Below are 25203 nucleotides of genomic sequence, written 5' to 3' on the forward strand. Positions count from 1 at the left end.
GGCGGCACAGCTCATATCGCGGTCTTCCCGCCGTCAATGGCGATCGACTGGCCGGTCGTGTAGCTGTTCACCGGATCGCAGAGCCAGAGCATCGCCTGGACAATCTCTTCGGGGCGGCCGACACGGCGCATCGGGGTGCCGGAGCCCAGCTGGGCCATGCCCTCTTCCACGCCACCGCCACGACGGGCGCCAAGGTTGGCGGCAAACTCCTCGGCCATCGGCGTTGCGGCAAAGAACGGACAAAGCGCGTTCACCCGAATGCCCTTGTGAGCGACTTCGCACGCCGCCGCTTTGGTCAAGCCTACCACCGCGTGCTTGGCGGCAAGATAGGCAGACATCTGCGGCGATCCGCGCAGGCCCGCAACCGAAGCTATGTTGAGGATTACGCCTGCACGGTTCTCGATCATCCCGGGAAGCTGGTATTTCATCCCCAGGAACACGCCACGCGCATTGATGGCCAAGACCCGTTCGAAAGTGTCGAGTGACATGTCTTGAAGCGGCGTGGGGGATTGGCCCGCGCCAGCGTTGTTGATGGCGATGTCGATCCGGCCGAACCGTTCGATGGTCCGCACGGCATGCGCTGCGACCTGTGCTTCGTCCGTGACATCCACCCGGTCGACGATCGCCTCAGCCCCTTCGGGCGTTCCGGCCGCGGCGATGTCGGACAAGGCTAGCCGCGCGCCCTCGGCGGCGAAGCGTCGTACGGCGATCGCGCCGAAACCGCTCGCCGCGCCGGTGATCATGACCACCTTGTTATCGAAGCGCCCGTCAGCCATCCAGTGCCTCCATGCCCTGTCTGGCGAACGACGGCGCCAGGGCGCCCATCTTCAGCCCGTGTTCCACATCCGACGCATTGCCGCTAAGCGCGCGCTTCTTCACGCCCTGAAGAATCCCGGCCATGCGGAAGAAGGTGAAGGCGAGATAGAAGCCGAAATCGGGAATGTGCGTCAGTCCGCGGCGCGCGCAGTAGCGCGCGATGAACGCCTCATCCGACGGAAGGCCCTGTGCTACGCGATCGACGCCGGCCAGCCCGCGGCCCTCGGCCCCTACGGGCATACGCCATTGCATGATGACGCCGGCAAGGTCCGCGAATGGGTGGCCTATGGTCGACAGTTCCCAGTCGAGGACCGCGAGACAGCTCGGCCAATTCTTGGCAAACAGCAGGTTGTCGAGCCGGTAGTCACCGTGGACCAGGGTTCGCTGTCCGTCATCGGGCGGCATACGCTGGGGCAACTCCTCGATTAGCTTGTCCATCGCCGGGATGCATTCGGTCTCGGCGGCGCGGTATTGCTTTGCCCAACGGTCGATCTGGCGGGCGAAGTAATCACCAGGCGGGCTGTAATCGGCAAGACCGGCTGCCTCGATATCGACCGAATGCAGTGCGGCGAGAACCCGGTTCAGCTCGTCGATTATCGGCGCGCGGTCTGCACGTGGAAGGTCTTCGAGGCGCGGATCGAAGAAGCTGCGCCCGTCGACATGGTCCATGACATAGAACATCGAGCCGATGACCGACTCGTCCTCGCATAGCAGGTGCATCTTCGCGACCGGCACATCAGAGCCCGAAAGCGCCGACTGCACCCGGAATTCGCGATCGACCGCATGCGCGGATTTCAGAAGCTGCCCCGGCGGCTTGCGGCGCAGGACGTAGCGCCCCGACGGCGCGGTGAGAAGGAAGGTCGGGTTGGACTGTCCGCCCGCGAATTTCCGGGCCTCGACCGGACCTTCGAAACCCGGCAGATGCGCGGCCAGATAGGTCGCAACGGCTTCGGTATCGAGGGTTTGGGTGATGTTCACCATCTTCGAAGGTTCCTCCTCAGCTATAGGTCGCGAGCGCCGCGCGTTCCGCTGACGCCATGTGCGGCACGGCGTTGAACAGGTTCAGCATGAGCCCACGCGCCAGGCGGATCAGCCGCGTGACACCGGTGTTTCTGCTCTGCAGGTTGAGGTCGATCATCCGGCTGCTCTCCACGCCCAAGGCCTTTGTCACGATCGTGGCGATCACCCCGCCGGAGGTAATCGCCAAAGTCCGCTCAGATGCGGCGAGCTTCGCGAGTGCCACGTCGATGCGCGCCGGAAAGTCCACCCAACTTTCGGGCGCATCGTTCAGGGCGTCGGCGGTCCAGCGCAGGAGCGTCTCGCGCAGTTGACGGAAGTGAAGGTGCCGGTCGGATGCCGGGTGCGCGTGAAAGCCCGCCGCGTTCGGGAGGTCCGTCGCGTCATACTCCTGCAGCCCCTCAACGACCTCGACAACTGCATCCAGCGCCTCCGCGGTCTGCCCCTGCCGGGCCAGAGAACCGCAGACGATGCGGTCGTACCTGTCGCCGGATTCGGCGAAATACACGCCAATCCAGCGCGCCTGCTGAAAACCAATCTCGGTCAATTGATCGTAGTTCGCGGCGCCGAGCGAGGCCTGCCCATGCCGCACGAGTGTCAGCTCCGCCATCGCTCTGCCCGCTCAGTCGCCGCCGAAAAGCGCCGGCCCGGTCGAGACGTTGATGCCGCCGCCACCGGCAGGATCGCACCGGTCAGGAAAGAGCCGCCGCGACCGCACGGGAACAGGAGACACCCGCCGATATTATCAGGCCGCCCGATCCGGCCGCGCGGAACGTGGCGCTGCATCTTCCGTTCCCCCTCGTCGTGGCCGATCGCGAACCTTGTCATCTTGGATTGCAACGGCCCGGGGGCGATGGCATTGACGGTGATGCGCGCGCCCGCGAGCTCCTTGGCAAGGACGCGGATCATGTGATGCACGGCGGCCTTGGAGGCGGCATAGCTGTAGACGGTCTCGCCCAATGGTACCTCGCCCATCACCGAACCGGTGTTGATGACGCGCGCTGGGTCGTCCTCCGTTGCCGCCGCCTTCAGAAGCGGCAACATCGCCTGGGTCAGCGCAAATGGCCCGGTGACGTTGACCGACATGACCTTGTCCCAGACGCTGTAGGGAAACTCCCCGAGCTGCGTGCCCCAACTGACGCCGGCATTGTTGACCAGAATATGCAGCCGGTCGATCCGCTTGCCGATCTCGGCGGCAAGGGCCCGAACCCCGTTTTCGGTACCGATGTCACCGGCAAAGCCCTCGGCCCGCCCCGTGTAACCCGCCGCGTTTAGTTCCGCCGCCACCTCTTCGCAGGCATGGCCCTTGCGGCTGACAATGAGGACGCGCGCCCCGGCGGCCACCAGCGCCTCGGCGGCCATCCGCCCGATCCCAGTTGCACCGCCCGTTACCAAGGCGATCCTGCCCTCGAGCGAAAAAAGGTTGTTCAGGTCCATGGGGTCCTCCAGTCGAAAAGCCCGGCGATCGAGGCAGGTGTCTTAGGCGCGGGAGTTGCGGCCCTGATATTCGCGCACCAACTGCCGACCGAGTGCCATCATGTGGACCTGGTCCGGCCCGTCGGCCAATCGGCACTGACGGGCGTAATTGTAGAGCTCCGCAAGGGGCAGGTCGTCGGTCAAACCGGCCGCGCCGTGCATTTGCATCGCCCGGTCAATCACGGTCTGCGCCATCGTCGGGGCGACGATCTTGATCGCCGCGATCAGATCCTTGGCGACCTTGTTGCCGTAGCGGTCCATCTTGTCGGCGGCTTTCAGGGTCAGAAGCCGCGCCTGCTCAATCTCGCAATAGGACTTGGCAAGGTCTTCGCGGACCGACTGATGCTCACTCAGCTTCCTGCCGAAGGTCTGGCGTTTCTCGACGCGCTCCAACGCCAGATCGAGCGCGCGCTGCGCGCCGCCGATCAGCCGCATGCAGTGATGAATGCGCCCCGGGCCAAGCCGCCCCTGCGCGATCTCGAACCCCCGGCCCTCGCCAAGAAGGATGTTCTCGACGGGGACACGCACATTGTCGAACTCGATCTCGGGCTCGCCATAAGGCGCGTCGTCGAAACCGAGCGTCTTGACCGCGCGCAGCACTTTGACGCCGGGCGTGTTCTTCGGCACCAGGATCATGGATTGCTGTTGATGGCGGTTGGGGTTGTCGGGATCGCTCTTGCCCATCACGATAAGGATTTCGCAGTTCTCGCGCATCGCGCCGGTTGAGAACCACTTGCGTCCGTTGATGACGTAGTGACCACCATCGCGCACGATGGCACAGGATACATTGGTTGCGTCCGACGATGCGACGGCCGGTTCGGTCATGCAGAAGGCAGACCGGATCTCGCCCGCCAGAAGGCCCGGTAGCCAGCGCGTCTTCTGCGCCGCGGTGCCATACATCTGGATCGTCTCCATGTTGCCGGTATCCGGCGCCATGCAGTTGAAGATCTCGGCCGACCACCAGACCTGACCCATGATTTCGGCAAGCGGGGCGTATTCGAGGTTGGTCAGCCCGGCGCCGTGTTCGCTATGGGGTAGGAACAGGTTCCACAGGCCTTGGCGCCTTGCCTCTTGCTTCAGGTCCTCGAACAGCGGCGGGGTCTTCCACTTGTTGTCAGTGGTCTCGATGTAGGTCTTGAAAGCCTGCTCGTTCGGAAAGATGTGCTCCTGCATGAAGCGCTGCAGCTTCTCGCGGAGCGCCTGTACCTTGGGCGAATATTCGAAGTCCATGACATCTCCTGTGTTGCGGGTGCCCTGAGGCTTGGACCCCAGGAAGTCGGTCATCGTCCGCGACCCGGCGTCTGGGCAGGCCATATGGCCAACGGCTCATACCCCTCGCAGTCTCGCGTCAGCAGGAGCCGGCCCGTCCGGTCGAGTCGTTGGCTCCCGGACTCCGGGTCCGATGCTATTTTTCATATCAGATATAATATTGCAATCCATTTCTATTATATATGTGATTTATGCTACTATTCGAAGCACTCCCTGAGGGCTTTTTGCCCGCCACAAGCCGGCCCTGTTCGCCGAGAACATGGCAGAGCTTTTCGCGAGGTAGGCGGAGGTAAGTGCGGCTCGTGATGGATGCGGCGATGCGTCTGGGCCCGCGCCCGAAGCGTTGGACCGGGTGATGTGGCGCAAGGACGAAGGTAAGATTGCGCTTGAGCCCTGAGGCCGAATTTCAATTCAGAACTGCTTGGCGGGTGGAAGCTGGTCACCGATCGCGACCCTGCGCGCCTCAGCGATGCGCGGCGCATTCATCTTCCGGGCCTTTTTGCTGATTGGCTCGGCCCTGGCCCTAAGCATCCGTCCGGATCACTTCGTTACCCACGGCAATCAGCCCGATCAGCGCCCGTGTCCTTTGCCGTATCGACTCGATCAGGTCATCGAGATCCGCATCGTCATCGCGGAAGAAGAAGAGTTGCCGCATCGACATCGATTCAGAAAGCATGTCCCCGATCAACATGACGTCCACATCGGGGCGAAAGAGTCCCTGATCCATCAGCGCTTGCAGCAGCTTGCGCTGAAGTTCCTCGACCATGTTGTAGTTGTCCATGTAAGACGTCGCGAATTGCGTGTGCGGCTGGCTGATCACGATCGCCACCGCTTCACGCCACATCTCCTTGGTCAGCGGGTCAAGCAGTCCCTCGCACATCTTGAACGTCAGCAACTCGACCGCCTCGACCGGGTCAGCCGGCGGATTCTCGACCACCTTCAGGCCGATCTCATACGCCGCCTTGGCATTGGCGTCGACGATGGCGATCAGCAGTTCGGCCTTGTTGCGGAAGTAGTTGTAGATCGTTCCGGTAGAGATCTCGGCGGATACCGCGATTTGCTCCAGCGTCGTTGCCTGGAACCCCTGAGATTGGAACAGCGACACGGCCGCGCGCAGGATACGCTCGCGCCGTTTGGTTTTCTGTCGTTCACGTAAACTTGGCATGCGAATCCAGTACAACATGTCGATGCAGGGCACAATTTTTTATTTCAACTCAAAAATAGATGAGATTTACTTTTGCAGCCGACGCCATAATTATCCCATGCGGCTTTGGCCAGATGCAAACGGGGTGCAGTTGAGTCCGCTGCTCAAGCTTCATGCCGGGGTCTGGGATCGGCTGGTCCGCACGCTCTTGCATCCGATCAGTGCAAGGGCTTTGTCGGAGACGTGGCTCCGCCCGACGAGATCGGGTAAGGCTTGGAGCGTAGCGTCAGACGCCTCGTGGGGGGCGATACGCAAACGGCAACACATTACGCCTGAAGAGTAGGGTACTCGCAGCAGCGAACATAAGCCCGCCGACGACGCCGTTGTCTTGCTCCTGAAGCTTGACGCCGGCCGCAAACCTTAACCGCCTTGGTCACCTCAACGCGGAAACGCATGCGAGTCCGCCGATGACCGCCTTGGGGCCAACCGAAACCACGCATGAAATTGTGACCGTGAGTTCCACAGGGCCGCACCTATCACCTGTCCAGATTTCGCGACTGACAACCGGACCATCACCGATGACTCCGCCAACAGCACGAGTCTCGTTAATTTTTCCCTTCAAGTTAATTTTTATAGGCGGTTATAAAAATTTGTTGAAACGCAATGTTACCTTCGGTAGATTCACTGTACGATGGTATGTCTTGCGATTCTTCGAGGAGGAAGGCCGCAAGCTCTGGGATGGTGCCGAAAAACGGCGAAACTGTTGGAGGAAATCGAATGCCTTTCACCTTCACACGGCGCGCGATCCTTGCTGCCGCGACCGCCTGCACGTCCCTTGGGCTTTCGCTCGCGACGCCTGCCGATGCGGCCGAGAACGTGTTGACCGTCGCGTGGCCGCAGGACATCTTCGACTGGGACCCGGCCAAAGCGGCCGGGGTGGAGCAGGTGCTTTTCCCCAACATTTACGATCTTCTGGTCTGGGCGGACCCTGACTCCGAAGAGCAATTTCGTCCCGGCCTTGCCACCGAGTGGAGCGTCGATGAGTCCGGCCTGGTCTGGACCTTCAAGATCCGTGAGGGCGTGAAATGCCACGACGGCACCGACTTTACCGCCGAGGATGCGAAGGTTTCGATCGAAAGGAACGCGGCAGGACCCGTGGGGTTTATCTGGGCCGCGGTCGAGAAAGCCGAAGCGCCGGATGACTATACCCTCGTACTGACCACGAAATACCCCGCCAACATGCCGCTTTTCGCGTCGTCGTCCCTCGGGGCGTACATGTTCTCGTCCGAGGCGACGGACGAGGATTTCACGGAGGCTAAGGCCTCGTTCGGCACCGGCCCGTATATGCTGCGCCAACACCTGCCGGACCAGCAGTTGGTTATCGACCGGTTCCCCGACTACTGGGGCGGGCCGCTGAAGGGAGGTGGCTTTGACCGCATTGTCCACCGGATCGCCAAGGAAGCCTCGACGCGCATCCAGTTGCTGTCCTCGGGTGAGGCAGACCTCGCCTTCGACATCCCCACGGACCAGATCGAGAGCGTGAGCGCGGGCGGTGACGTCAAGGCCGTCTCGTTTCCCACGTGGCAGATGGGCTTCTGGTACGTTAACAACAAGATCGCGCCGACCGACAATATCCATGTCCGCCGCGCGATTCAGCATCTTTGGGACCGCAAGACCGTGTCCGAGGGGATCTACAACGGGTACACAACGCCCGCGATCGGTCCTCTCGCTGCCAGTCAGCCCGGCGCCGTGGACCTGAATTTGCCGGACTTCAGTATCGAAGCCGCCAAAGCCGAACTGGCAGAGTCGGGCCTGTCCTCAGATGAACTGAAGATCACCGTGGCCTACTTCACCCAGAGCGACGAGATGAAGAATGATGCCGTTCTGTTTCAGGCGAACGCCGCGCAGGCCGGGCTGACGGTCGAACTGACGCCCAACGACTGGGGTACGCTGTGGGCCGCGGCCCAGGATGAGCGCACGGCGTCGAACATGTTGAGCATGTTCTGGGGGCCGATCATCAGCTCGCCGGCCGACCTGCTCTATTCGGCCTTCTACAGCGAGGAAAAGCTCTTCAATCTCTCAATGTACCAGAGCGATGAATACGACGCGAAGCTGCTTGAAGCCATGTCCATTGAGGCCACCGACATCAAGGCCGGTCAGGCGGCGTATGCCGATGCCATGCGCATCCTGGTGCAGGACGCCGCGGCGGTCTGGGATCAGGATCTCAACTTCGTCGTGGGATATCGGGCCGACCTGAATGGGGTCGGCTACAACCCGGCCTACTCGCGCGCCATCTTCTTCGATCCGATCACCGAGTGATCCAACCCTCGGGCCGCCCCGCCCGGCGGCGCGGCCCACCGTCAACGCGCATCATTCACTCGACCTGCGAGGAACGGGAATGTCACGCTATATCCTTCAACGTCTTGGGATGCTCCTGCTCATTCTCTTGGGCGTCCTGGTCATCACCTTCGTGATCTCAAGGGTGCTTCCCGGGTCCGCCGTCGAAATGATGCTTGGCGCCAGGCCGACCGAAGAGCAGATCGCGGCCGTCCGGGAGCAGCTCGGCCTTGACCGCTCCATGCCCGAGCAGCTGCTTCTCTACATCGGCGATACGCTGCGCGGAGAGTTCGGGACGAGCCTGCTGACCAAGCGCCCGGTGCTCGTCGAAATCGCCGAGCGGTTCCCGGCAACGCTCGAGCTTGTCTTCTTCTCGCTGATCCTCGTGGTTTGCGCGGGCATTCCGATGGGTGTCAGCGCGGCCCTGCACAAGAATTCCACAAGCGATTATGCCGCGCGATCTGTCTCGGCCTTGGGCGCGGCCATGCCGACGTTTATCGTCGCGATGATCCTGCAACTTGTCTTCTCGGGATGGCTGGGCGTCTTGCCGCTGCAGGGCCGCATCGACGGGTTGATCCAGCTCGACTACGAATTCCCGACCGTGACCGGGTTCTACACGGTCGACTCGTTGCTGGCCGGCCAATGGGCCGCGTTCAAGAGCTGTCTTCTTCATCTCATCATGCCGGTTTTGGCGCTGTCGTTGAGTGCTTTGGCCATCATCATGCGGATCACCCGCGGCATGATGATCGAGGCCTTGGGCGAAGAGTTCATCATGACCTTGCGCGCCTACGGGCTTTCACCGCGCAAGGTCAATTACGGCTACGCACTGAAGGCGGCGCTGATCCCGTTGCTGACCGTCATCGGGATGACTTTCGGATACATGCTCGGCCTGTCGGTCGTCGTCGAATACGTCTTCGACTGGCCAGGTATCGGCGGCTTCATGGTCGGTGCAATTGTCCGTTCCGACTACCCGGCCGTGATGGGCGTGACGCTCGTTTTGGCCAGTTCGTATCTGATCGCAAATCTCATCGTCGACCTGCTGCATTTCGCGGCAGACCCGCGTCTGCGCTGAGGGAGGGCAAACCATGAGCGAAGCAGCAGTGCTTCCCAAAGGTCGGTTCGCCGGGGCATTCGAGCGGGTTCGCGGCAATGCTGCGTTTTTCGTGGGCGTCGTCGTGTTCGGGCTGATCATTCTGGTCGCGGTTTTCGCGCCGCTGATTGCCACGCATGATCCGCTCAAGATCGACTTCACGGCAAAACTCGCGGCCCCCTCGACCGCGCATTTGTTCGGCACGGACGAGCTTGGGCGCGACATCTTCTCGCGCGTGGTTTACGGCGCGCGGACCTCACTGACCATTGGCCTGATCGTGACTGTGCTCTCGGCCCTGATCGGCACGCCCTTTGGCTTGGTGGCCGGATATTTCGGGGGCCGCATAGAATGGGCGATCATGCGGATGATGGATGTCTTCATCGCCTTCCCTCCGCTGCTTTTGCCGATTGCGATCACGGCGGCTGTGGGGCAGGGCCTCTACGAAGCGATGCTGGCACTCACCGTGTCGTTCTTCCCTTGGTACGCCCGCATCGTCCACGGCGAGGCGAAGCGGATCTCGGGCCAACTGTTCGTGAAATCGGCGCGTGCACAGGGGTTTTCCAACCTCCGCATCATGTTCCGCCATGTGCTGCCCAATGCCTGGATCCCAGCGATCATCCAGGCATCAATGGATTTCGGCTACACGATCCTTGCCGCCGCCTCGCTCAGCTTCATCGGGATCGGTGCGAAGGAGCCCGACCTCGAATGGGGTCTGATGGTGGCGCTCTCGCGATCCAAGTTCCTCGATTACTGGTGGGTAGCGCTCGTCCCTGGCCTGGCGATCTTCCTCACCGTGTTTGCCGTCAACCTGATCGGCGACGGTGTGAACGACATGCTCGATCCGAAAGGAGACAGCAAGTGACCGCCCCTTTGCTCGAAATCAATGACCTGAGAGTCGGCTTTCGCAATCGCCGCGCTGTCGTGCAGGTGCTCCATGGTGTGTCGCTCGACATCCGGCCGGGCGAGATCGTCGGCCTTGTCGGGGAATCCGGGTCGGGGAAATCGACCACGCCGCTCGCCATGCTTGGCCTGTTGCCCGCAAACGCCGTCATCGGTGGTCAGGCCCGTTTCGAGAACCGGACGCTCGACATTGCCAATCCCGCGGCAACCCGCAAAATCCTTGGCGGGCGCGCGTCGCTGATCTTTCAGCAGCCGCTCAAGGCGTTTTCACCCTACGCGACCTTTGGCCGGCAACTTGTCGACGCGATATCGGCACAGACCGGCATGTCGCGCACCGACGCGGGCAAGGTCGCGCTCGCGGCGCTGGAAGACGTGCAGATGCCCGACCCGGAAGGTGCGATGGCACGGTATCCGCACCAGGTCTCTGGCGGACAGGCACAGCGGGTGATGATCGCGCTGGCTCTGTCATGCAATCCGAAGCTGCTGGTTGCGGACGAACCGACGACGGCACTGGACGTCACCGTTCAGGCGCAGGTTTTGCACCTGATCCGCGAGCTGGCCAAATCGCGCGGCATCGGCGTGCTGTTCATTACGCATGATCTTGGCGTCGTGGCCGAGCTGTGCGACCGGGTCGTGGTTCTCTACGCCGGGCGGGTCTGCGAGACCGCGCCGGTCGCCGGTCTCTTCCACCACCCGCAGCACCGCTACACGCGCGCGCTGCTGGGCTCCATGCCCCATCTTGGCTCCGCGCAGGCATTCGAAACCATTCCCGGCTCTGCGCCGTCACCGGCTGCGCTGCCCTCGGGCTGCGCCTTCCATCCGCGCTGCGCGGCCGCAACAGAGCGGTGCAGAACCGAACTGCCGCAAATGGTGACCACCGAAGCCGGGCGGTTCGCGTGCTGGAATCCCGTCGGATCCGACAAGGGGCGCGTGGTATGAGCGAACTGCTTTCCGTTCGAAATCTGGTCAAACGCTACGAGACGCCACGCGGCACCGTCCATGCTGTCGATGATGTCAGTTTCGAAATTCCCGTGGGCCACTCAGTGGCGGTGGTCGGCGAGTCCGGCTGCGGGAAATCCACGCTGGCGCTGAGCGTTCTTCAGCTGGTCGCTCCGACATCCGGGCAGGTCAACTTTGACGGGACCGACCTGATCGGCGCTTCGCGTTCGGCGTTGACCAGGCTGCGCCGCGAAATCGGCGTGGTGTTCCAGGATCCGGCGTCATCACTCAATCCGCGGATGCGTGTCGGCGACATTGTCGGCGAGCCGCTTCGTGTCCACGAAAAGTTGCGTGGCCGGAGTCTGCACGACCGCGTGACTAAGCTGTTCAACGATGTCGGTCTAACCGCCGACGCAATGGATCGCTACCCGCATCAGTTCTCGGGTGGCCAAAGGCAGCGCATCTCAATCGCCAGGGCGCTTGCGCTTGAACCGAAGCTAATTGTTCTGGACGAACCCACATCGGCTCTCGATGTGTCGGTCCAGGCGCAGGTGCTGAACCTCTTGCAGGATCTCAAGGCCCGCAAGAACCTTTCGTATCTCTACATCAGTCACTCTCTGGCCACGGTCGAGTACCTCGCCGATATCCTGATCGTGATGTATCTGGGTCGGGTCATCGAGAAGGGGCCGGCAGACGACATTTTCCGGGATCCGCGCCATCCTTACACGCGGCTATTGATCGACTCGGCGCCGAGCCTTGATCCACTGAATCGCCGTCTTTCCAGGCCGCCGTCGGGCGAGATTCCGAGCCCAAGCAACCGGCCTGCCGGGTGCCACTTTGCATCCCGCTGCAGCCGGGCCACGGATCTCTGCCGCAAGGATCCACAGCCCGACGAGATCGAACGAGCTTCGAACCATCGGGTCACCTGCCATCATCCGATCGGCACCTGACATCGGGGCGTTTACGTCGGATTCACACTCGGAACGCCCGCCAAAGCAACCACAGCAAGCTAAAGAACGAAGGAGAAAGGGACATGAAACCAGCCAGATGGCCGACGCGGCCCCTCGCCATCGGCGCGGGATTGCTCGCCGCTGCCACATTCCAGGGTGGCACCGCGCAAGCGGGCGAGACTCTGACCTTTGGCAATCTTTCCGTGACCCCGGGCCTCGAAATCGGCCTTGGCCTGTTCCACGTGAACAATGCCTTCCATGGTCTGGTCGGCGGGTCGAACGATTGGGCCGAAGGCTTTATTCGTCCGTCGCTCGACGCCGAGTACCCGCTTGCCAGCGGAAGCCTATATGGACGGGTTTCGGCGATTGGGGCCATGGCGCGCGGAGATGACGACGCAGCCTTCTCCGGATCGAAGGACCAGGAAGATCTCGCCCTCGACGAAGCCTATGTCGGACTGGCGCTCGACCTCCCGGGCGGCTGGACGTTCGATACCAAGATTGGTGCGTTCACGATCAAACCCGATGACGGCTTCCTGTGGGGCGACGCTGATATCGAAGGTGGGTCGGACACGACGCTCCTCCTCGCTCCCAGAACGGCGTTCCGCGAAGCCGCGCAGGCTACCGTCTCGAACGACACCTGGAATATCACCGGGTTCTACGGCAAGGCCGACGATCAGTTTGGTCACCGCGAGGTCGTCGGCGGCGATGTGGGTTATACCGCCGAATGGGGAAAGCTCGGCATCAACGCGTCGCACCTGATCGAAGATCCCCTGTTTGGCTACAAGGGGATGGACACGATCGCGGTCCGTGCCAACGACATCGCTGTTCCCGGCGTGCAGAACCTGACAGTGTCGGGCAACCTCGCCAAGCAGTTCGGTTCCGACAACGGGATCAAGTATGATACTTCCGCCTATTCGGGCGAGGCGCGTTACACATTCGCGAATGTGCCGTGGACCCCGATCGTCAGCTATCGCTATTCCCACTTCTCGGGCGATCCCGACGGTCTGGCTGACGGCAAGCAGGAAATGTTCGATCCGCTCTTCTATGATTTCACGGATCTGGACAAATGGGCGCTCGGTCACGTTGGTGCGTCCTACTTCTACTTCAACGCCGCGATGAACGTACACCAACTGAGCGTTCAGGCCTTCGCGAACGAAAACACGCGCGTGTTCTTTCAGGCGCTCCGTTTCGATGCCGTCGATCCGAGCGGTTTCTACGCCGGGCCGGCAACGGCGTCGCATCTCGGGGACGAAATTAATCTCGCGGTCGACTGGTGGGGGCGTGAGAACGTCTATCTTCTGGGTGGCGTAGGGGCGCTGTTCCCCGGCAAGGCCGCCGAACAGATCCTCGGGACCGACAAGACGACCTTCCAGGTCTTCGCCATGGCCAATTTCAAGTTCTGATGGCCACCCGACGAAAACCGAATGCATGAACGGTGCGCCGCGATGACCACGGCAGCGATCTAGCCCCGTCGCGGCGCATCACACCGATACGAAGTTCGGGACATACGTACAAACCGTCCGGAAAACGAGGCTACCCATGTCTGATGATCTAAAATACGCAACGCATCACGAACTGAACATCATGAAGGGATATCCGCCGCCGCCAGACAAGCGGGTCAGACGGGCAGACTCGATTTACGGCGTGCCCGGAAACCGCTGGGCCTACCAGAATATGCGCAGGCTCTTCCCTTCCGCCAACATTGCGCCTTCTCCCAACCCACGGAAGGTGAGGGTGGCGCCGGATGGCGGCATCGAGCGGCTTTCCATCTCCCGCGCAGACGGTTCAGCCGCGACGTTCGACGATTTCCTGAAGGAAAGCTTCACCGACGCGTTCGTGGTGATCAAAGACGACGCGATCGTGTTCGAACGGTACCTCAATGGAAGCCACGCGAACCAGCCGCATATCATGATGTCGGTCACCAAATCCTTCACGGGGCTTCTGGGCTTGATGGCCGTCCATGAGGGACGCGTTTCTGAAGATGCCCATCCGACGGAATATATCCCGCAGCTCAAGGGTGCCGGCGCATTCGAACATGCTACGGTGCAGCAGATCTTCGACATGACCAATTCGATGGCATTCGATGAAGACTACGCCAACCCGGATTCCGATATCCAGACCTACGGCAAGGTGGCAGGCTTCCTCGAAGCGGCGCCCGGCGAGACGCTGGTCGCCGATAACGTCTTTGACTACACGACGACACTCCAGAAAGGCGCGCTCGAACACGGCGAGGCCTTTGCCTATTGCACGCCGAAAACCGAGGTCGTGAACTGGATCGTCAACAACTCCACCGGGCGCTCGTACGAGGAAAACATGAGCCGCCTCTTCGACGCGTTCGGGGCTGAAGGTGAAACCTATATCCTGCTCGACAACAACGCGAACCTAATCGCCGGCGGCGGTTTGAACGCGACACCGCACAACCTTGCGCGCTTTGCCATGATGATGCTGAACGACGGCAAATGCGCTGGCCAACAGGTCGTGCCGCTCCCGGTGATCGAGGCCCTTGAAAAAGGCGGTGATCAGAAGGCGTTTCTGAAAGGCCCGAATGCCGTGGGAATGATGGCCCGTGGCGGCTTCAGCTATCGGGCCCAGTGGTGGGTCCGCACGACCGAAGACAGCGAATGGATCAGCGCCATCGGAATACACGGACAGTGGATCATCATCGACCGCAAACGGGGCATGGCGATCATCAAGCAGTCTTCGCAGCCGGTGTCACTGGACGTCGACATGGACGACTTCGTGATGAACGCGGCGGATGTCATCCGCGACTATCTGAAGGGAAAGTGACCGTGCAACCCGACCAGCGGCAAAGGGAGCTGAGGGTGTTGGACACGTTGCATGAACGCCGCACCGATGTTGGGGATCCCGGCGGCGGGTTCTTCGCACTCGACTGGATCGAGCGTCATGACAGGGACGCCCCACACCGCCTGGCACTGCTCGACGTCGCGAGTGGCCGGCGGGACACCTAACGTCAAGCCAATGAGCGCGTCGACCGCGTCGCGGCCGTGCTGACAAGGCTGGGCGTCGCGCCAAGTACGCGCGTCGGGTTCTTGATGCCGAACTCGACCGATATTGTCGAAATCGTCATGGGCACATGGCGGGTCGGCGCGGTCGCCCTCGCGCTCAACTGCGCCTGAGCGCGCCGGAACTGTCCTTCATCATATCTGATGCAACGCCTGAGGTGGTGTTCTACGACGCCAACCTGGCGCCGGTGGTGACAGAACTGAACACGATGACCGGGGCCCGAACCTGGATCGAAACCGAGGGGCTGGGTGGCCCTCGGACTATGAAACAGCTCTCGGAACGGTTCAGCCGCGGTTGAAAAAGTCGATCGCGCAGCCGCTTTCAGGCATGTGCATGCTGATGTACTCCGCGGGAACGACCGGCCGCCCGAAGGGCGCGATCATCACCCATCTGATGATGCTTTTCACCTCGTTCCACGTGACCCTGTGCGGCTAGCTTACTAACCGCAGCGTCAACCTTACCGCGATGCCGCTTTTACATATCGGGTCGTTCATCGCCTTCACCTTCCCGATCCTCTATGTCGGCGGCACGACCATTATCCAGCGTGGGATCGAGCCGGGAGAAACGCTCGGCCTCATCGACGACGCGGCCCTTGGCATCAGCCATTTCCTTGGTGTCCCCGCCATCTTCAACGCCATGAACGAGCATCCAAGATGCGCGACAACCGACTTTTCGCGCTTTCGGATCGCAGTGACCGGGGCGGAAACGGTTCCGGTACCGCTGGTCTAATGGTGGTACAGGGAACGCGGTGTGGCGCTTCTGGAAGCCTATGGCATGATCGAGACCACGGCCGGCGTTTGCCTGATGGACCACGACGACCTGCCCGAAAAGATCGGCTCGGCCGGCAAGCCGCCGATGCATATCGAGGCGAAGATCCTCGACCCTGACGGCGCCGAGGCCGGTCCGAACACACTGGGCGAACTGTGCGTGCGCGGCCCGGTTGTCACGCCGGGCTACTGGAACCGCCCCGACGAAGACGCCTTTGTCGACGGGTGGTTCCGTACCGGCGACATCGCCCGCATCGACGCGGACGGTTCGTCACGATCGAGGACCGGGTAAAGGACATGTATATCTCAGGCGGGGAGAACGTCTATCCCGCCGAGATCGAGAATGTGCTCTATGAGCTCGACCAGATCCTTGAAGTGGCGGTTATCGGCGTCCCGGATCCAAAATGGGGCGAGGCTGGTTGCGCGGTCACTGTGCTGAAGGACGGCGCGTCCCTGAGCTTGCCGCAATTGCATGCGGCATGTACGGGACAACTGGCCCGCTACAAGACACCGGCGCATCTCGTTTTGCTGCCTGAGTTGCCGCGCAACGGCAGTGTCCCAGGGTTCTCTAATCGCCTTGGTCAAGTGCTGATCTCGCAGCGTTTTATCCTGCGCGCCGGGCTCTGGGGTTCTCTCCGCGGTCGTCGCTTGGGACGCCGCACGTTTGCGTTCAGGGTCGGGCAGATCGAAGTGGTGTGCGCGGTCTTTGCCGCAGCCCGGGGAGCGATCTCACCCTCGCCGCGCGTCCCGGCTGGACGCATTCGGTCGCGCTGAAGATCAGCGTCGGATCAGATTCGAGCTCTACGCCATCACGACCTCCCGGAAGGGCGTGTTGGTGCGCCACATGGCATGCAGGGTCACCGCCAGCTTCCGGGCCAGCGCGACCTTGGCCTTGCGCGGACCGGTTCTCTCTGCAATCGCCTTGGCCCAGTCCCGCAGCCGTGGGCCGCCGAGGTTTCGGCAGAAGATGGCGTTCGCGGCCTCGAACAGGCACTTCCTGGTGAAGCCGTCTCCCCGTTTGGACACCCGCCCGTTCCGGCTGATCTCCCCGGATTCGTAGCGTCTTGGCGTCAGCCCCAGATAGGCACCCACGCTGGACGAACGGCGGAAGCGGGAGGCATCATCGAAGGCGGCGACAACCGCCATGGCGGTAATTGGTCCGACGCCGGGCGCTGTCATCAGCAGGCGGACGGCCGCATGCCGCTTGGCAATTGACCGGATCCGGCTGTCGAGCGCGGCAATGCGGGCCAGGATGTCCCGGCGCGCCCGCATGAGCGCCTCGAAGATCGGCACGAGGTCCGGGGCGACTGCCAACTCGCCTTCGATGATCTCCGCGGCCCGGCGCCTGAACCCGCCAACCCGCTTGCCGAACATGACGCCAAGGTCTTCAGCAGCCCCCTGATCTCGTTCTCCAGCCTGACACGCATGCCGACCAGGGCCTCACGCGCCGTCAGCATCGCCCGGTTGACATAGGCATCATGGCTCTTGATCTGCGCGGCCTTGAACCAACCGGTGCGGACGATCTGCGCGAGACCGCGGGCATCATGCCGGTCGGTCTTGTTCGGCATCATCTTCAGCACGCCGCTCGCGTGGCGGGCATCCATGCAGACGATCGGTACCTGCCGCTCCGTCAGCGCGTTCCAGAGCCAGACGGCCAGCGGGCCGGTCTCCATGCCGACCCGTTTGAGGCTTTCGGTTCGTTCCGTCAGCCAGTCGGCAATCGCGTCCGGGCAAGTCGGCACCTTCGCCTCAGCCACCTGCGTCCCATCCCGACGCACCACGCAGATCGCCGTCTCCTCTTGCGACACGTCCAGCGCTGCAAACATTCCCATTGCGTCCTCCCTGCTCAGGCTCCGGCAGAGTGCCGGAGCGACAGATCCCATCCTGCAAGGAAGAAGGCCGCGGATGGGGCGTGTCGATTGCGCTAAGTGGTGTAGGAGGCCGCGCGCGGAGCCTTCGGCGTAGCGCAGCGCGCGGCCGTGGGTGACGCTGGCGGTCACCGTCGATCTTCGGAGAAGGTTCGGGTTGCAAGACCTGGAACCAAGAACGGAGATGACGATGACCGACGACAGAATGGCGCTGCTCGAGCTGATTGAGAGTGAGGGGCGAGCGCGCCACCGGTCCGAACGCCGCCCCGAACGCCGATGGTGACATGGTGCGCGAGATGCTGGCTTTCGCGGCCGACCGGATCATGGAAGTGGAGGTCGAGGCGCGGACCGGTGCAGCGAAGGGTCACGGTCGCCCTTTCGCGAGGTGCAGCGCAACGGATACCGGGAGCGCGACTGGGACACGCGGGCGGGCCGGATCACGCTGGAAATCCCGAAGCTGCGCAAGGGGAGCTACCTGCCGAGCTTTCTGGAACCGTGCCGGACAGCGGAGAAGGCTCTCGTGGCGGTCATTCAGGAAGCTTATGTCCACGGAGTTTCGACGCGCTCGGTGGACGATCTCGTGAAGGCCATGGGCGCGGGCGGCATGTCGAAGAGCCAGGTCAGCCGCCTTTGCGCCGAGATCGATGAGCGGGTGAATACCTTCCTCGCCCGCCCGCTGGAAGGGGCGTGGCCGTACCTGTGGCTCGACGCCACCTATCTCAAGGTCCGTGAGGGCGGCCGGATCGTGAGCCGTGCTGTGATAATCGCCGTGGCCGTGAACGAGGACGGCAAGCGGGAGGTGCTGGGCGTCGCCAGCGGCCCTTCGGAAGCTGAGACGTTCTGGACGGGCTTCCTGCGTTCGCTGGCCGACCGCGGCCTGCGCGGCGTGAAGCTGGTGATTGCCGATGATCACAAGGGGCTGCGGGCTGCCGCGCGGCGGGTCTTCAATGCCACTCACCAACGGTGCCGCATTCATTGGCTCCGAAACGCGCTCGCCCATGCTCCGGCCAAGCAGCGCACGGCGGTGGCAGCAATGCTGAAGACCATCTTCGCCCAGGAAACCAAGGCCGATGCCGAAGCCCAGTGGGAGGTCGTTGCCGACGCTTTGCGGGAAAAGCAGCCCAAGCTCGGCGCCCTGATGGACGCCTCGCGCGAAGACGTTCTGGCCTACATGTCCTTCCCTCGCGAACACTGGCCCCAGATCGCCAGCACGAATCCCCTCGAACGCGTGAACCGGGAGATCAAGCGCCGCGCCGACGTTATCGGGATCCTTCCCAACGACGCCGCCATCGTCCGCCTGGTCGGGGCGCTGATGCTGGAGACCAATGACGAATGGGCCGTGGCGCGGCGCTACATGAGCCTTGAAACCCTCGCCCGTGTCACCGACACTTCCAATGTCAGGTTGCCCGCCGTGGCATCCTGATCAGCCTCGAACCCCTCCGAGGGTCGGCGTTCCTACACCATCCGGTGGGACACTATCAAGGCTCGGAGCATACGTCTGGACAACGGCCCCGAATTCGCCGGGCTGCTGTTCGACCAGTGGGCCTGGCTGAACAAGGTCGAGCTCGACTTCTCCCACCCCGGAACGCCCAGGGACCATGCCTTCATCGAGGCGTTCAACAGCCGCCTGCGCCAGGAATGCCTGAACGCGTCATGGTTCCTGTCGATGGACGATGCCCGCCGGCGGATCAATGACTGGAGGATCGACTACAACGACCAGCGGCCGCATTCGGCACTCCGAAACTTGACGCCGAGCGCCTTTGCGGCCCAGCTGAAACCAGCCCGGAAGGTCGCATGAAGCCCGGACCAAAGACAGGGTCAAGACCAGAAGGGATAAATCTATCCCAGTTGGTGGACCACTCCAGTGGGGGCACTCCAATCGCCCGCCGCGACACACCATGTCATTCGTGGAAGAGGCCAAGCATCTGCCTGGCCAGAAGTCGCCGGGTCTGGCACGTGCGGGTGGATGTCATGGAAACTCGGGCGCGCTTGGTGATACCGCCTCCGCAGATGCCTCCGGCCCCAGATCAACGAGATGACAGGCAACGCGGTGGCCACCAACGCGCACGCGCAGTGGCGGCTCGGTTTCGAAACAGCGTGGCTCCGCCAATGGGCACCGCGAGGCGAATCGGCATCCTTTTGGCAGATTCAGCAAGTTCGGCGGATCGCCGACAAGCGCGAGCTTCTGCCCCCGATTGCGCAGGTCAGGATCGACGGCCGGCACGGCGGAAATGAGCGCGCGCGTGTACGGGTGCTGCGGATCATTGAAAAGCTGCAGCCGGTCGGCATGTTCGACGATCTTGCCCATATACATGACCGCCACGCTGTCGCACATGTGCTGAACGACACCGAGATCATGACTGATAAAGAGATAGGTCAGCCCGAACTCGTCCTGAAGGCGGCGCAAGAGGTTGATGATCTGGGCCTGAACGGCGACGTCCAACGCCGAGACCGGCTCGTCGCAGATGATCACCTCGGGCTGGGTCGACAGAGCGCGGGCAATGCCGATGCGCTGTCTTTGACCACCGGAAAACTGATGCGGGAACAATCGTTTCTGTTCGGGTCGCAATCCCACTGCGTTGAAAAACCGGTCGACGATCTCGGCCTTCTCCGCCTTGGTCTTGGTGGTCAAGTTGTCCAAGGGTTCGCGCACGATATCCTCGGCACGCTGACGCGGATTGAGCGAAGAAAAGGGATCCTGGAAGATCACCTGAACCTTGCGCCGCATCCAGTCGAGTCCACCGTCCGTCAGGGACACGACATCCTTGCCATCAATTCTGACCTCTCCGGTCGTCTTGCCGGATGCGAGCCGCGCGATCGCAAGCGCCAGCGTCGTCTTGCCGGACCCGGATTCTCCGACGATAGCAAGCGTCTGTCCCCTCTTAGCGGTGAGGGAAACGTCATCGACTGCCGTGAGATTGCGGCGCGCCCCGCCGATACCTTTCGCGCGGATCTCAAAGTGGACCGACAGGTCTCGAACCTCGATCAGATCATTCATCACATGCCCTCCGCATGCCAGCAGGCAGAACGATGCACATCCGAGAAGGCAATTTCTTCAGGTCGCGTCGTGAGACATCGCTCGGTCGCGCGCGCACACCGCGAGGCGAAGAGACAGCGGCCCTGACCAAATTCCGCAAGCCCGGGAACAATCCCCGGAACCTCGTTCAGGTCTTGGCGCTCTTCCGTGAGGTGCGCGACAAGATGCGGCACACAGGAAATCAGTCCCTGAGTATAGGGATGGCGCGCATGCGCGATTACCTTGTCGACCGGCCCTTCTTCAGCCTTGCGCCCCGCATACATGACGATCATGCGTTCCGCCATTTCCGCGACCGCGCCCATATCATGCGTGATCATGATAAGCGACGTGCCAGTCTGGCGCCGGAGATCGCGCAGCAGATCGAATATCTGCGCCTGAACAGTCACGTCGAGCGCGGTTGTCGGCTCGTCGGCGATCAGGATCTTGGGCTTGCAGGCGAGGGCGATGGCGATCATCACGCGCTGCCGCTGGCCGCCTGACATCTCGAACGGATAGGCCGTGGCGCGGGTCTCGGGATTGGGTATCCGCACCGCATCGAGAAGCTCTATCGCCTCGGCCCAAGCGGCCTTCCTACTCAGCCCCTGATGCTCGCGCAGGACTTCGGCGATCTGCTCTCCGACACTATAGACCGGGTTTAGAGAGGTCATGGGTTCCTGGAAAATCATGCCAATCTTGTTCCCGCGAATATGGCGCAGGCGCGCTGGGCTGGCCGCGACCAGATCCTCGCCATCGAACCAGATCTTGCCTGACGCGACGCGTCCGATCCCCTCGGGCAGAAGCCCCATGATCGCGAGTGCCGTCATGGATTTGCCGCACCCCGACTCGCCGACGAAGCTGATCGATTCCCCGTGCGCGAGTTCGAAGCTCAGGTCGTCGATGACCGGCGCGACGCCCGCGCGCATGCGAAGCTCGATGCGGAGGTTTTCAACTTTCAGGAGGAAAGACATCAACGTTGCCTCAGTTTCGGATTGAGCGCATCGTTCAGCCCATCGCCGACAAGCGCGATCGCCAGAACCGCGACGAAGATCGCGATGCCGGGTATGGTCACGGTATAGGCCGACTGAAGGATGAATTCGCGGTTGGAGCCGATGATCTGCCCCCAGCTCATCACGTTGGGGTCCGTAAGGCCAAGGAAACTCAGACCCGCTTCGAACAGGATCGCGGAACCGGTCATCAGTGCGGCCTGGACGATGATCGGCGGCAGCGCATTCGGCAGGATCACCTTCAGCATCAGTTTCGCCGGGGTCGCCCCCGCTGCCCGGCTTGCGGTGACGTATTCGAGCTCGCGGATGCGCAGGAATTCGGCACGGGTGATCCGGGCCACGGCGGGCCAACTGACGATGCCGATTGCGAGCGTGATCATCAGCAGCGATGCGCCGAAAAGGGCAACGATCACCATCGAGAAGAGAAGCGTGGGCAGGACCTGGAAGAACTCGGTGATGCGCATGAGGATCTCTTCCACCCAGCCGCGGTAGAACCCGGCGAGTGCGCCAACGGCCACCCCGATCAGGATTGTCACGATGGCGGCGGCTACACCCACTACAAGCGAAACGCGTGCGCCCACTAGCATCTGGGCCACCAGATCCCGGCCGATGTAGTCCGTCCCAAGCAGGAACCCGTCAGCACCGGGCGGAGAAAACGGCCGCCAGACAAGTTCAAAGGGGTCGGTCGGGTACAGCAAGGGCCCGACGATGGCCCCAAGCATGATCAACACGAGCACGAAAAGCCCAACCATTGCCGAATGGTTGGCCCGAAACTTCGTCCAGGCTTCGGACAGCGGCGAACTGGCCTTTTCCTTTGAAAGGGTGGGAGCGTTCAAGGGTCCGGTCTCGTTCTTGCTGGTCACTGGCCCGTCCTCACTCTGGGGTCGACAAGTCGTTGCACTAGGTCAGTGAGCAGGTTCCCGGCGATGACGATGAGCGCCGAGAAGAACAGGATGCCGAGGATCGTCGGCGTGTCGCGGGCGACGATCACCTGAAACGCAAGGGTTCCTAGCCCCGGCCAGGAAAAGACCGTTTCCACGAGGACCGCGCCCGAGATGACCGCTGAGAATTGCAGCCCCGCAAGGGTGATGACCGGCGAAAGCGCGTTCTTCAGCGCGTGCTTGTAGACGACCGAGCGCATGGGCAGACCCTTGGCCTTGGCGGTGCGGACATAGTCCGAGCCGAGCGTTTCCATCATCGAGGCCCGGCAGAGCCGAGAGTAGAGCGCGAGGAAGGTTGTGCTCAGCGTGAAGACGGGCAACACCATGTGCCGCGCGACGTCGAAGGAATGCGCCCAGAACCCGCCCGTGACCGTAACATCGCGCATGCCGCCCACCGGGAACCAGTGGATCTGGAGGGAAAAGGCGATCAGCAGCAGGATGCCCGTCCAGAAAACCGGCGCTGCGTGGCCGAAAAAGGCGACGATGGTGACCAGATGGCTGAGAAAGCCATTCGGGCGACGCGCGGAAAAGACGCCCGTTACGACGCCGATGACCAGCGCAAGAGTCTGCGCGGTGATCACCAACAGGAGCGTCGCCGGCAGGCGTTCGAGGATGAGTTCTGTAACCGGACGGTTGTAGTAGTAGGAACTGCCTAGATCGAAATGCAGAACCTTCCAGATATACTGACCAAGTTGTACGATAAACGGCTGATCAAGGCCATAGTCCGCCCGGATCTGCGCCAGGATCTCGGCATCCGCACCGCCCATCGATTGCGCGATCGTGTCCGCCACGTCCCCTGGCGCGAGATGGATCATCACGAAGTTCAGCACGACAACTGCGGCGAGCAGCAGCGCTGAATAGACGATCCGGAGAAAGGTTATGCGAAGGACATCCAAAGCCGCATCCTTTTCTGCGTGGATGAAGAGAAGCCCTGACGCTCGCGCGTCAGGGCGCGGCGTTCACGCCTTCAAATATGCGCCGTCCATCGGGTCCAAGACCGACCAGATGCCCTTCGGCAGGCCACCAACGTTGTCGGAATAGGCGGTGTAGAGCGGCGTCGCGTTCACTGGATAGAGCGGCAGGTCTTCCGCGACGATTGCCTGGAACTCGTCGTAAAGCGCCTTCCGCTTGGCCTGGTCATTCTCGTTGGCGGCAAGGGCCAGGATCTCGTCGACCTTCGGATTGGAATAGCCTTGCGTGTTCGACCAGACGCCATTGCCGATATTCGACGAGATAAAGGTACGGTGGACGCCGATCACCGGGTCACCCCAGTTGTAGACGTTGTCCCAGGCCAGATCGAATTCCATCTTACCCATCACATCCGCCCAACTCGCGAAGTCGGGATAGGAGCGGACTGTGACCTCGATTCCGACCTTGGCCAATGCCGCCTTTACATATTCCGTTCGCGACCGGTAGCCGGGGAAGCCCGGCAGTTCGATGTTCAACTCGAAGCGCTTGCCGTCCTTGAGTGGGAAGCCTGCTTCATCGAGCAGCGCCGCGGCCTTGTCGAGATCGAACTCGTAGGTTGGAACGTCTGGGTTGTAGAACGGGCTGTCCGGGTGAATTCCGGTTCTGGCGTCTTTCGCGGTGCCGAACAGAAGCGCGTTCAGAATGAAGTTCTTGTCGATGGCATAGGCGATGGCCTGCCTGACCCGCTTGTCCTGCAGCGGCCCGCGCGTCGTGTTCATCGCGAGCCAGTCAATAGGGCCGATGCCGCCGTATCCGTCGTTCGTGATCGTCACGCCGTCTGCTTTCTGCAGCTGCTGGATGACGGTTGGCTCGCTTTCGAACGCGGTGAGTTGAAGCTCACCGTTTTCCATCGCGATCGTGCGGCCGGAGCTTTCCGGCAGGATGCGGATCACGATCCGGTCAAGATGCGGCAGATGGTCTTCCCAGTAGCCGTCGTAACGTTCCAGGATGATGTGCTCGTCTCGCTGGAACTCGACCAACTTGAAGGGGCCGGAGCCGACGACGTCTTCGCTGTTGCGGGGATGGGTCTTGAGATCCTGGCCGTCGCCGTAGATATGTTTCGGGATGATCGACATAAGCGGGCCCGACATGGCGAGGATCAGGGTCGGATGCGGATGTTCGAGATTGATCACGGCGGTCAGCGGATCGGGGGTGTCCACCGACGTGACAGGCGCAAGCATGGTCTTGAACGGATGGTTGTTCTTGATCACGTCGATCGAGAAGGCCACGTCGTCGGACGTGATCGGCACGCCGTCGTGGAAGGTTGCATTCTCCCGCAGGTGGAGCGTGACCTGCAGACCGTCTTCGCTGACTTCCCAAGCCTCCGCCAGATAGGGCTGAGGGTTCCAGTTTTCGTCGAAGCGCAGCGGCGTGGCGAAAAGCTTGGTGCCCGGCAATCCGGTGCCGGTCCCGGACTGAACCGCCGGGTTCAGCACACGCGGCGTCCCATCGGCCTGCGAGATGATCAGCGTCCCGCCCTTGGTCGGGGTTTCTTGCGCCATGCCGGCCCGTACCAGCATGGTCGACGCCATCATGGCACCAATGAAGGTCCTTCTCCTAAGTTCCATGTGCTTAGTCTCCGAGTTGGGTTTGTCTTGTGCCGTCCACGAGGTTGTCCGGAGACGATAGCGAATGTTCATTAACTCGAATAATATATTTATCGTTGCTAATAAAAA

23 protein-coding genes and 4 pseudogenes are annotated in these 25203 nt (G+C 62.1%); 14 read left to right on the forward strand and 13 right to left on the reverse strand.

Annotation, left to right across the window (positions count from 1 at the left end):
* Positions 1–11: 11 nt before the first annotated feature.
* The 6 genes and pseudogenes from OM960_RS19015 to OM960_RS19040 all read right to left on the reverse strand — a co-directional run bounded on the left by OM960_RS19015 (position 12) and on the right by OM960_RS19040 (position 5761).
* Positions 12–776: an SDR family NAD(P)-dependent oxidoreductase gene (locus tag OM960_RS19015; RefSeq protein WP_264773070.1), complete on the reverse strand. Its 765-nt coding sequence runs from the start codon at positions 774–776 to the stop codon at positions 12–14.
* Positions 769–1797, reverse strand: a complete 1029-nt coding sequence (locus OM960_RS19020; protein ID WP_264773071.1) for a phosphotransferase family protein — start codon at positions 1795–1797, stop codon at positions 769–771. The genes OM960_RS19015 and OM960_RS19020 overlap by 8 nt, the downstream gene beginning before the upstream one ends.
* A 16-nt stretch (positions 1798–1813) precedes the next feature.
* Positions 1814–2443, reverse strand: coding sequence for a histidine phosphatase family protein (locus OM960_RS19025; RefSeq protein ID WP_264773072.1), 630 nt, complete (start codon positions 2441–2443; stop codon positions 1814–1816).
* Between the two features lie 12 nt (positions 2444–2455).
* Positions 2456–3270: pseudogene (locus OM960_RS19030) on the reverse strand (SDR family NAD(P)-dependent oxidoreductase).
* A gap of 42 nt (positions 3271–3312) precedes the next feature.
* Positions 3313–4539: an acyl-CoA dehydrogenase family protein gene (locus tag OM960_RS19035; RefSeq protein WP_264773074.1), complete on the reverse strand. Its 1227-nt coding sequence runs from the start codon at positions 4537–4539 to the stop codon at positions 3313–3315.
* A 562-nt stretch (positions 4540–5101) separates the two neighbouring features.
* Positions 5102–5761, reverse strand: coding sequence for a TetR/AcrR family transcriptional regulator (locus OM960_RS19040; RefSeq protein ID WP_264773075.1), 660 nt, complete (start codon positions 5759–5761; stop codon positions 5102–5104).
* A 738-nt stretch (positions 5762–6499) separates the two neighbouring features.
* Between OM960_RS19040 and OM960_RS19045 the strand changes: the two genes are divergently transcribed.
* The 12 genes and pseudogenes from OM960_RS19045 to OM960_RS19095 all read left to right on the forward strand — a co-directional run bounded on the left by OM960_RS19045 (position 6500) and on the right by OM960_RS19095 (position 16503).
* Positions 6500–8041, forward strand: coding sequence for an ABC transporter substrate-binding protein (locus tag OM960_RS19045; protein WP_264773076.1), 1542 nt, complete (start codon positions 6500–6502; stop codon positions 8039–8041).
* A gap of 79 nt (positions 8042–8120) precedes the next feature.
* Positions 8121–9131: an ABC transporter permease gene (locus tag OM960_RS19050; protein WP_264773077.1), complete on the forward strand. Its 1011-nt coding sequence runs from the start codon at positions 8121–8123 to the stop codon at positions 9129–9131.
* Positions 9132–9144: 13 nt separating this feature from the next.
* Positions 9145–10011, forward strand: coding sequence for an ABC transporter permease (locus OM960_RS19055; RefSeq protein WP_264773078.1), 867 nt, complete (start codon positions 9145–9147; stop codon positions 10009–10011).
* Positions 10008–10988 carry an ABC transporter ATP-binding protein gene (locus OM960_RS19060; RefSeq protein WP_264773079.1) on the forward strand — a complete coding sequence of 327 codons (981 nt, stop codon included), beginning with the start codon at positions 10008–10010 and terminating at the stop codon, positions 10986–10988. The genes OM960_RS19055 and OM960_RS19060 overlap by 4 nt, the downstream gene beginning before the upstream one ends.
* Positions 10985–11938 (forward strand): ABC transporter ATP-binding protein, encoded by a 954-nt coding sequence (locus OM960_RS19065; protein WP_264773080.1) that lies wholly within the window; start codon positions 10985–10987, stop codon positions 11936–11938. Before OM960_RS19060 ends, OM960_RS19065 begins: the two co-directional genes overlap by 4 nt.
* An 83-nt stretch (positions 11939–12021) precedes the next feature.
* Complete coding sequence (locus OM960_RS19070; protein ID WP_264773081.1) at positions 12022–13341, forward strand: alginate export family protein; 1320 nt, start codon at positions 12022–12024, stop codon at positions 13339–13341.
* 136 nt (positions 13342–13477) lie between these two features.
* Positions 13478–14725, forward strand: a complete 1248-nt coding sequence (locus OM960_RS19075; protein WP_264773082.1) for a serine hydrolase domain-containing protein — start codon at positions 13478–13480, stop codon at positions 14723–14725.
* A 35-nt stretch (positions 14726–14760) separates the two neighbouring features.
* Positions 14761–14907 (forward strand): hypothetical protein, encoded by a 147-nt coding sequence (locus tag OM960_RS19080; RefSeq protein ID WP_264773083.1) that lies wholly within the window; start codon positions 14761–14763, stop codon positions 14905–14907.
* 36 nt (positions 14908–14943) lie between these two features.
* On the forward strand, positions 14944–15075 hold the full coding sequence (locus OM960_RS25565) for an AMP-binding protein (RefSeq protein ID WP_354003566.1): 132 nt from the start codon (positions 14944–14946) through the stop codon (positions 15073–15075).
* Entirely contained in the window at positions 15033–15260 is a 228-nt protein-coding gene (locus OM960_RS19085) for a hypothetical protein (protein ID WP_264773084.1), read from the forward strand. The genes OM960_RS25565 and OM960_RS19085 overlap by 43 nt, the downstream gene beginning before the upstream one ends.
* Positions 15257–16021 (forward strand): annotated as a pseudogene (locus OM960_RS19090) (AMP-binding protein). Before OM960_RS19085 ends, OM960_RS19090 begins: the two are co-directional and overlap by 4 nt.
* A gap of 5 nt (positions 16022–16026) precedes the next feature.
* Positions 16027–16503: an AMP-binding enzyme gene (locus OM960_RS19095; RefSeq protein WP_264773085.1), complete on the forward strand. Its 477-nt coding sequence runs from the start codon at positions 16027–16029 to the stop codon at positions 16501–16503.
* Positions 16504–16530: 27 nt separating this feature from the next.
* Here the strand turns inward: OM960_RS19095 and OM960_RS19100 are convergent, their stop codons facing one another.
* Together OM960_RS19100 and OM960_RS25570 are read right to left on the reverse strand one after the other, a co-directional pair.
* On the reverse strand, positions 16531–17022 hold the full coding sequence (locus OM960_RS19100; protein ID WP_264773086.1) for an IS110 family RNA-guided transposase: 492 nt from the start codon (positions 17020–17022) through the stop codon (positions 16531–16533).
* Entirely contained in the window at positions 16908–17729 is an 822-nt protein-coding gene (locus OM960_RS25570; protein ID WP_264773087.1) for an IS110 family transposase, read from the reverse strand. Before OM960_RS25570 ends, OM960_RS19100 begins: the two co-directional genes overlap by 115 nt.
* A gap of 58 nt (positions 17730–17787) precedes the next feature.
* Here OM960_RS25570 and OM960_RS19110 point away from each other — a divergent pair.
* Positions 17788–19020, forward strand: a pseudogene (locus OM960_RS19110) (IS256 family transposase).
* Positions 19021–19077: 57 nt separating this feature from the next.
* A pseudogene (locus OM960_RS19115) lies at positions 19078–19395 on the forward strand (integrase core domain-containing protein); the annotation flags it as partial.
* 171 nt (positions 19396–19566) lie between these two features.
* Here the strand turns inward: OM960_RS19115 and OM960_RS19120 are convergent.
* From OM960_RS19120 to OM960_RS19140, 5 genes are all read right to left on the reverse strand, one after another.
* The gene (locus OM960_RS19120; RefSeq protein ID WP_264773088.1) at positions 19567–20595 is read right to left on the reverse strand and encodes an ABC transporter ATP-binding protein; all 1029 of its coding nucleotides are present in this window, start codon (positions 20593–20595) and stop codon (positions 19567–19569) included.
* Complete coding sequence (locus OM960_RS19125) at positions 20595–21536, reverse strand: ABC transporter ATP-binding protein (protein WP_264773089.1); 942 nt, start codon at positions 21534–21536, stop codon at positions 20595–20597. Before OM960_RS19125 ends, OM960_RS19120 begins: the two co-directional genes overlap by 1 nt.
* A 44-nt stretch (positions 21537–21580) precedes the next feature.
* Positions 21581–22453 (reverse strand): ABC transporter permease, encoded by an 873-nt coding sequence (locus OM960_RS19130; RefSeq protein WP_264773090.1) that lies wholly within the window; start codon positions 22451–22453, stop codon positions 21581–21583.
* A gap of 23 nt (positions 22454–22476) precedes the next feature.
* Positions 22477–23454, reverse strand: a complete 978-nt coding sequence (locus OM960_RS19135; RefSeq protein WP_264773091.1) for an ABC transporter permease — start codon at positions 23452–23454, stop codon at positions 22477–22479.
* 63 nt (positions 23455–23517) lie between these two features.
* Positions 23518–25167, reverse strand: a complete 1650-nt coding sequence (locus tag OM960_RS19140) for an ABC transporter substrate-binding protein (RefSeq protein ID WP_264773092.1) — start codon at positions 25165–25167, stop codon at positions 23518–23520.
* Positions 25168–25203: the final 36 nt, after the last annotated feature.

It is taken from the genome of Defluviimonas salinarum, from assembly GCF_026013545.1.
GTDB lineage: Bacteria > Pseudomonadota > Alphaproteobacteria > Rhodobacterales > Rhodobacteraceae > Albidovulum > Albidovulum salinarum.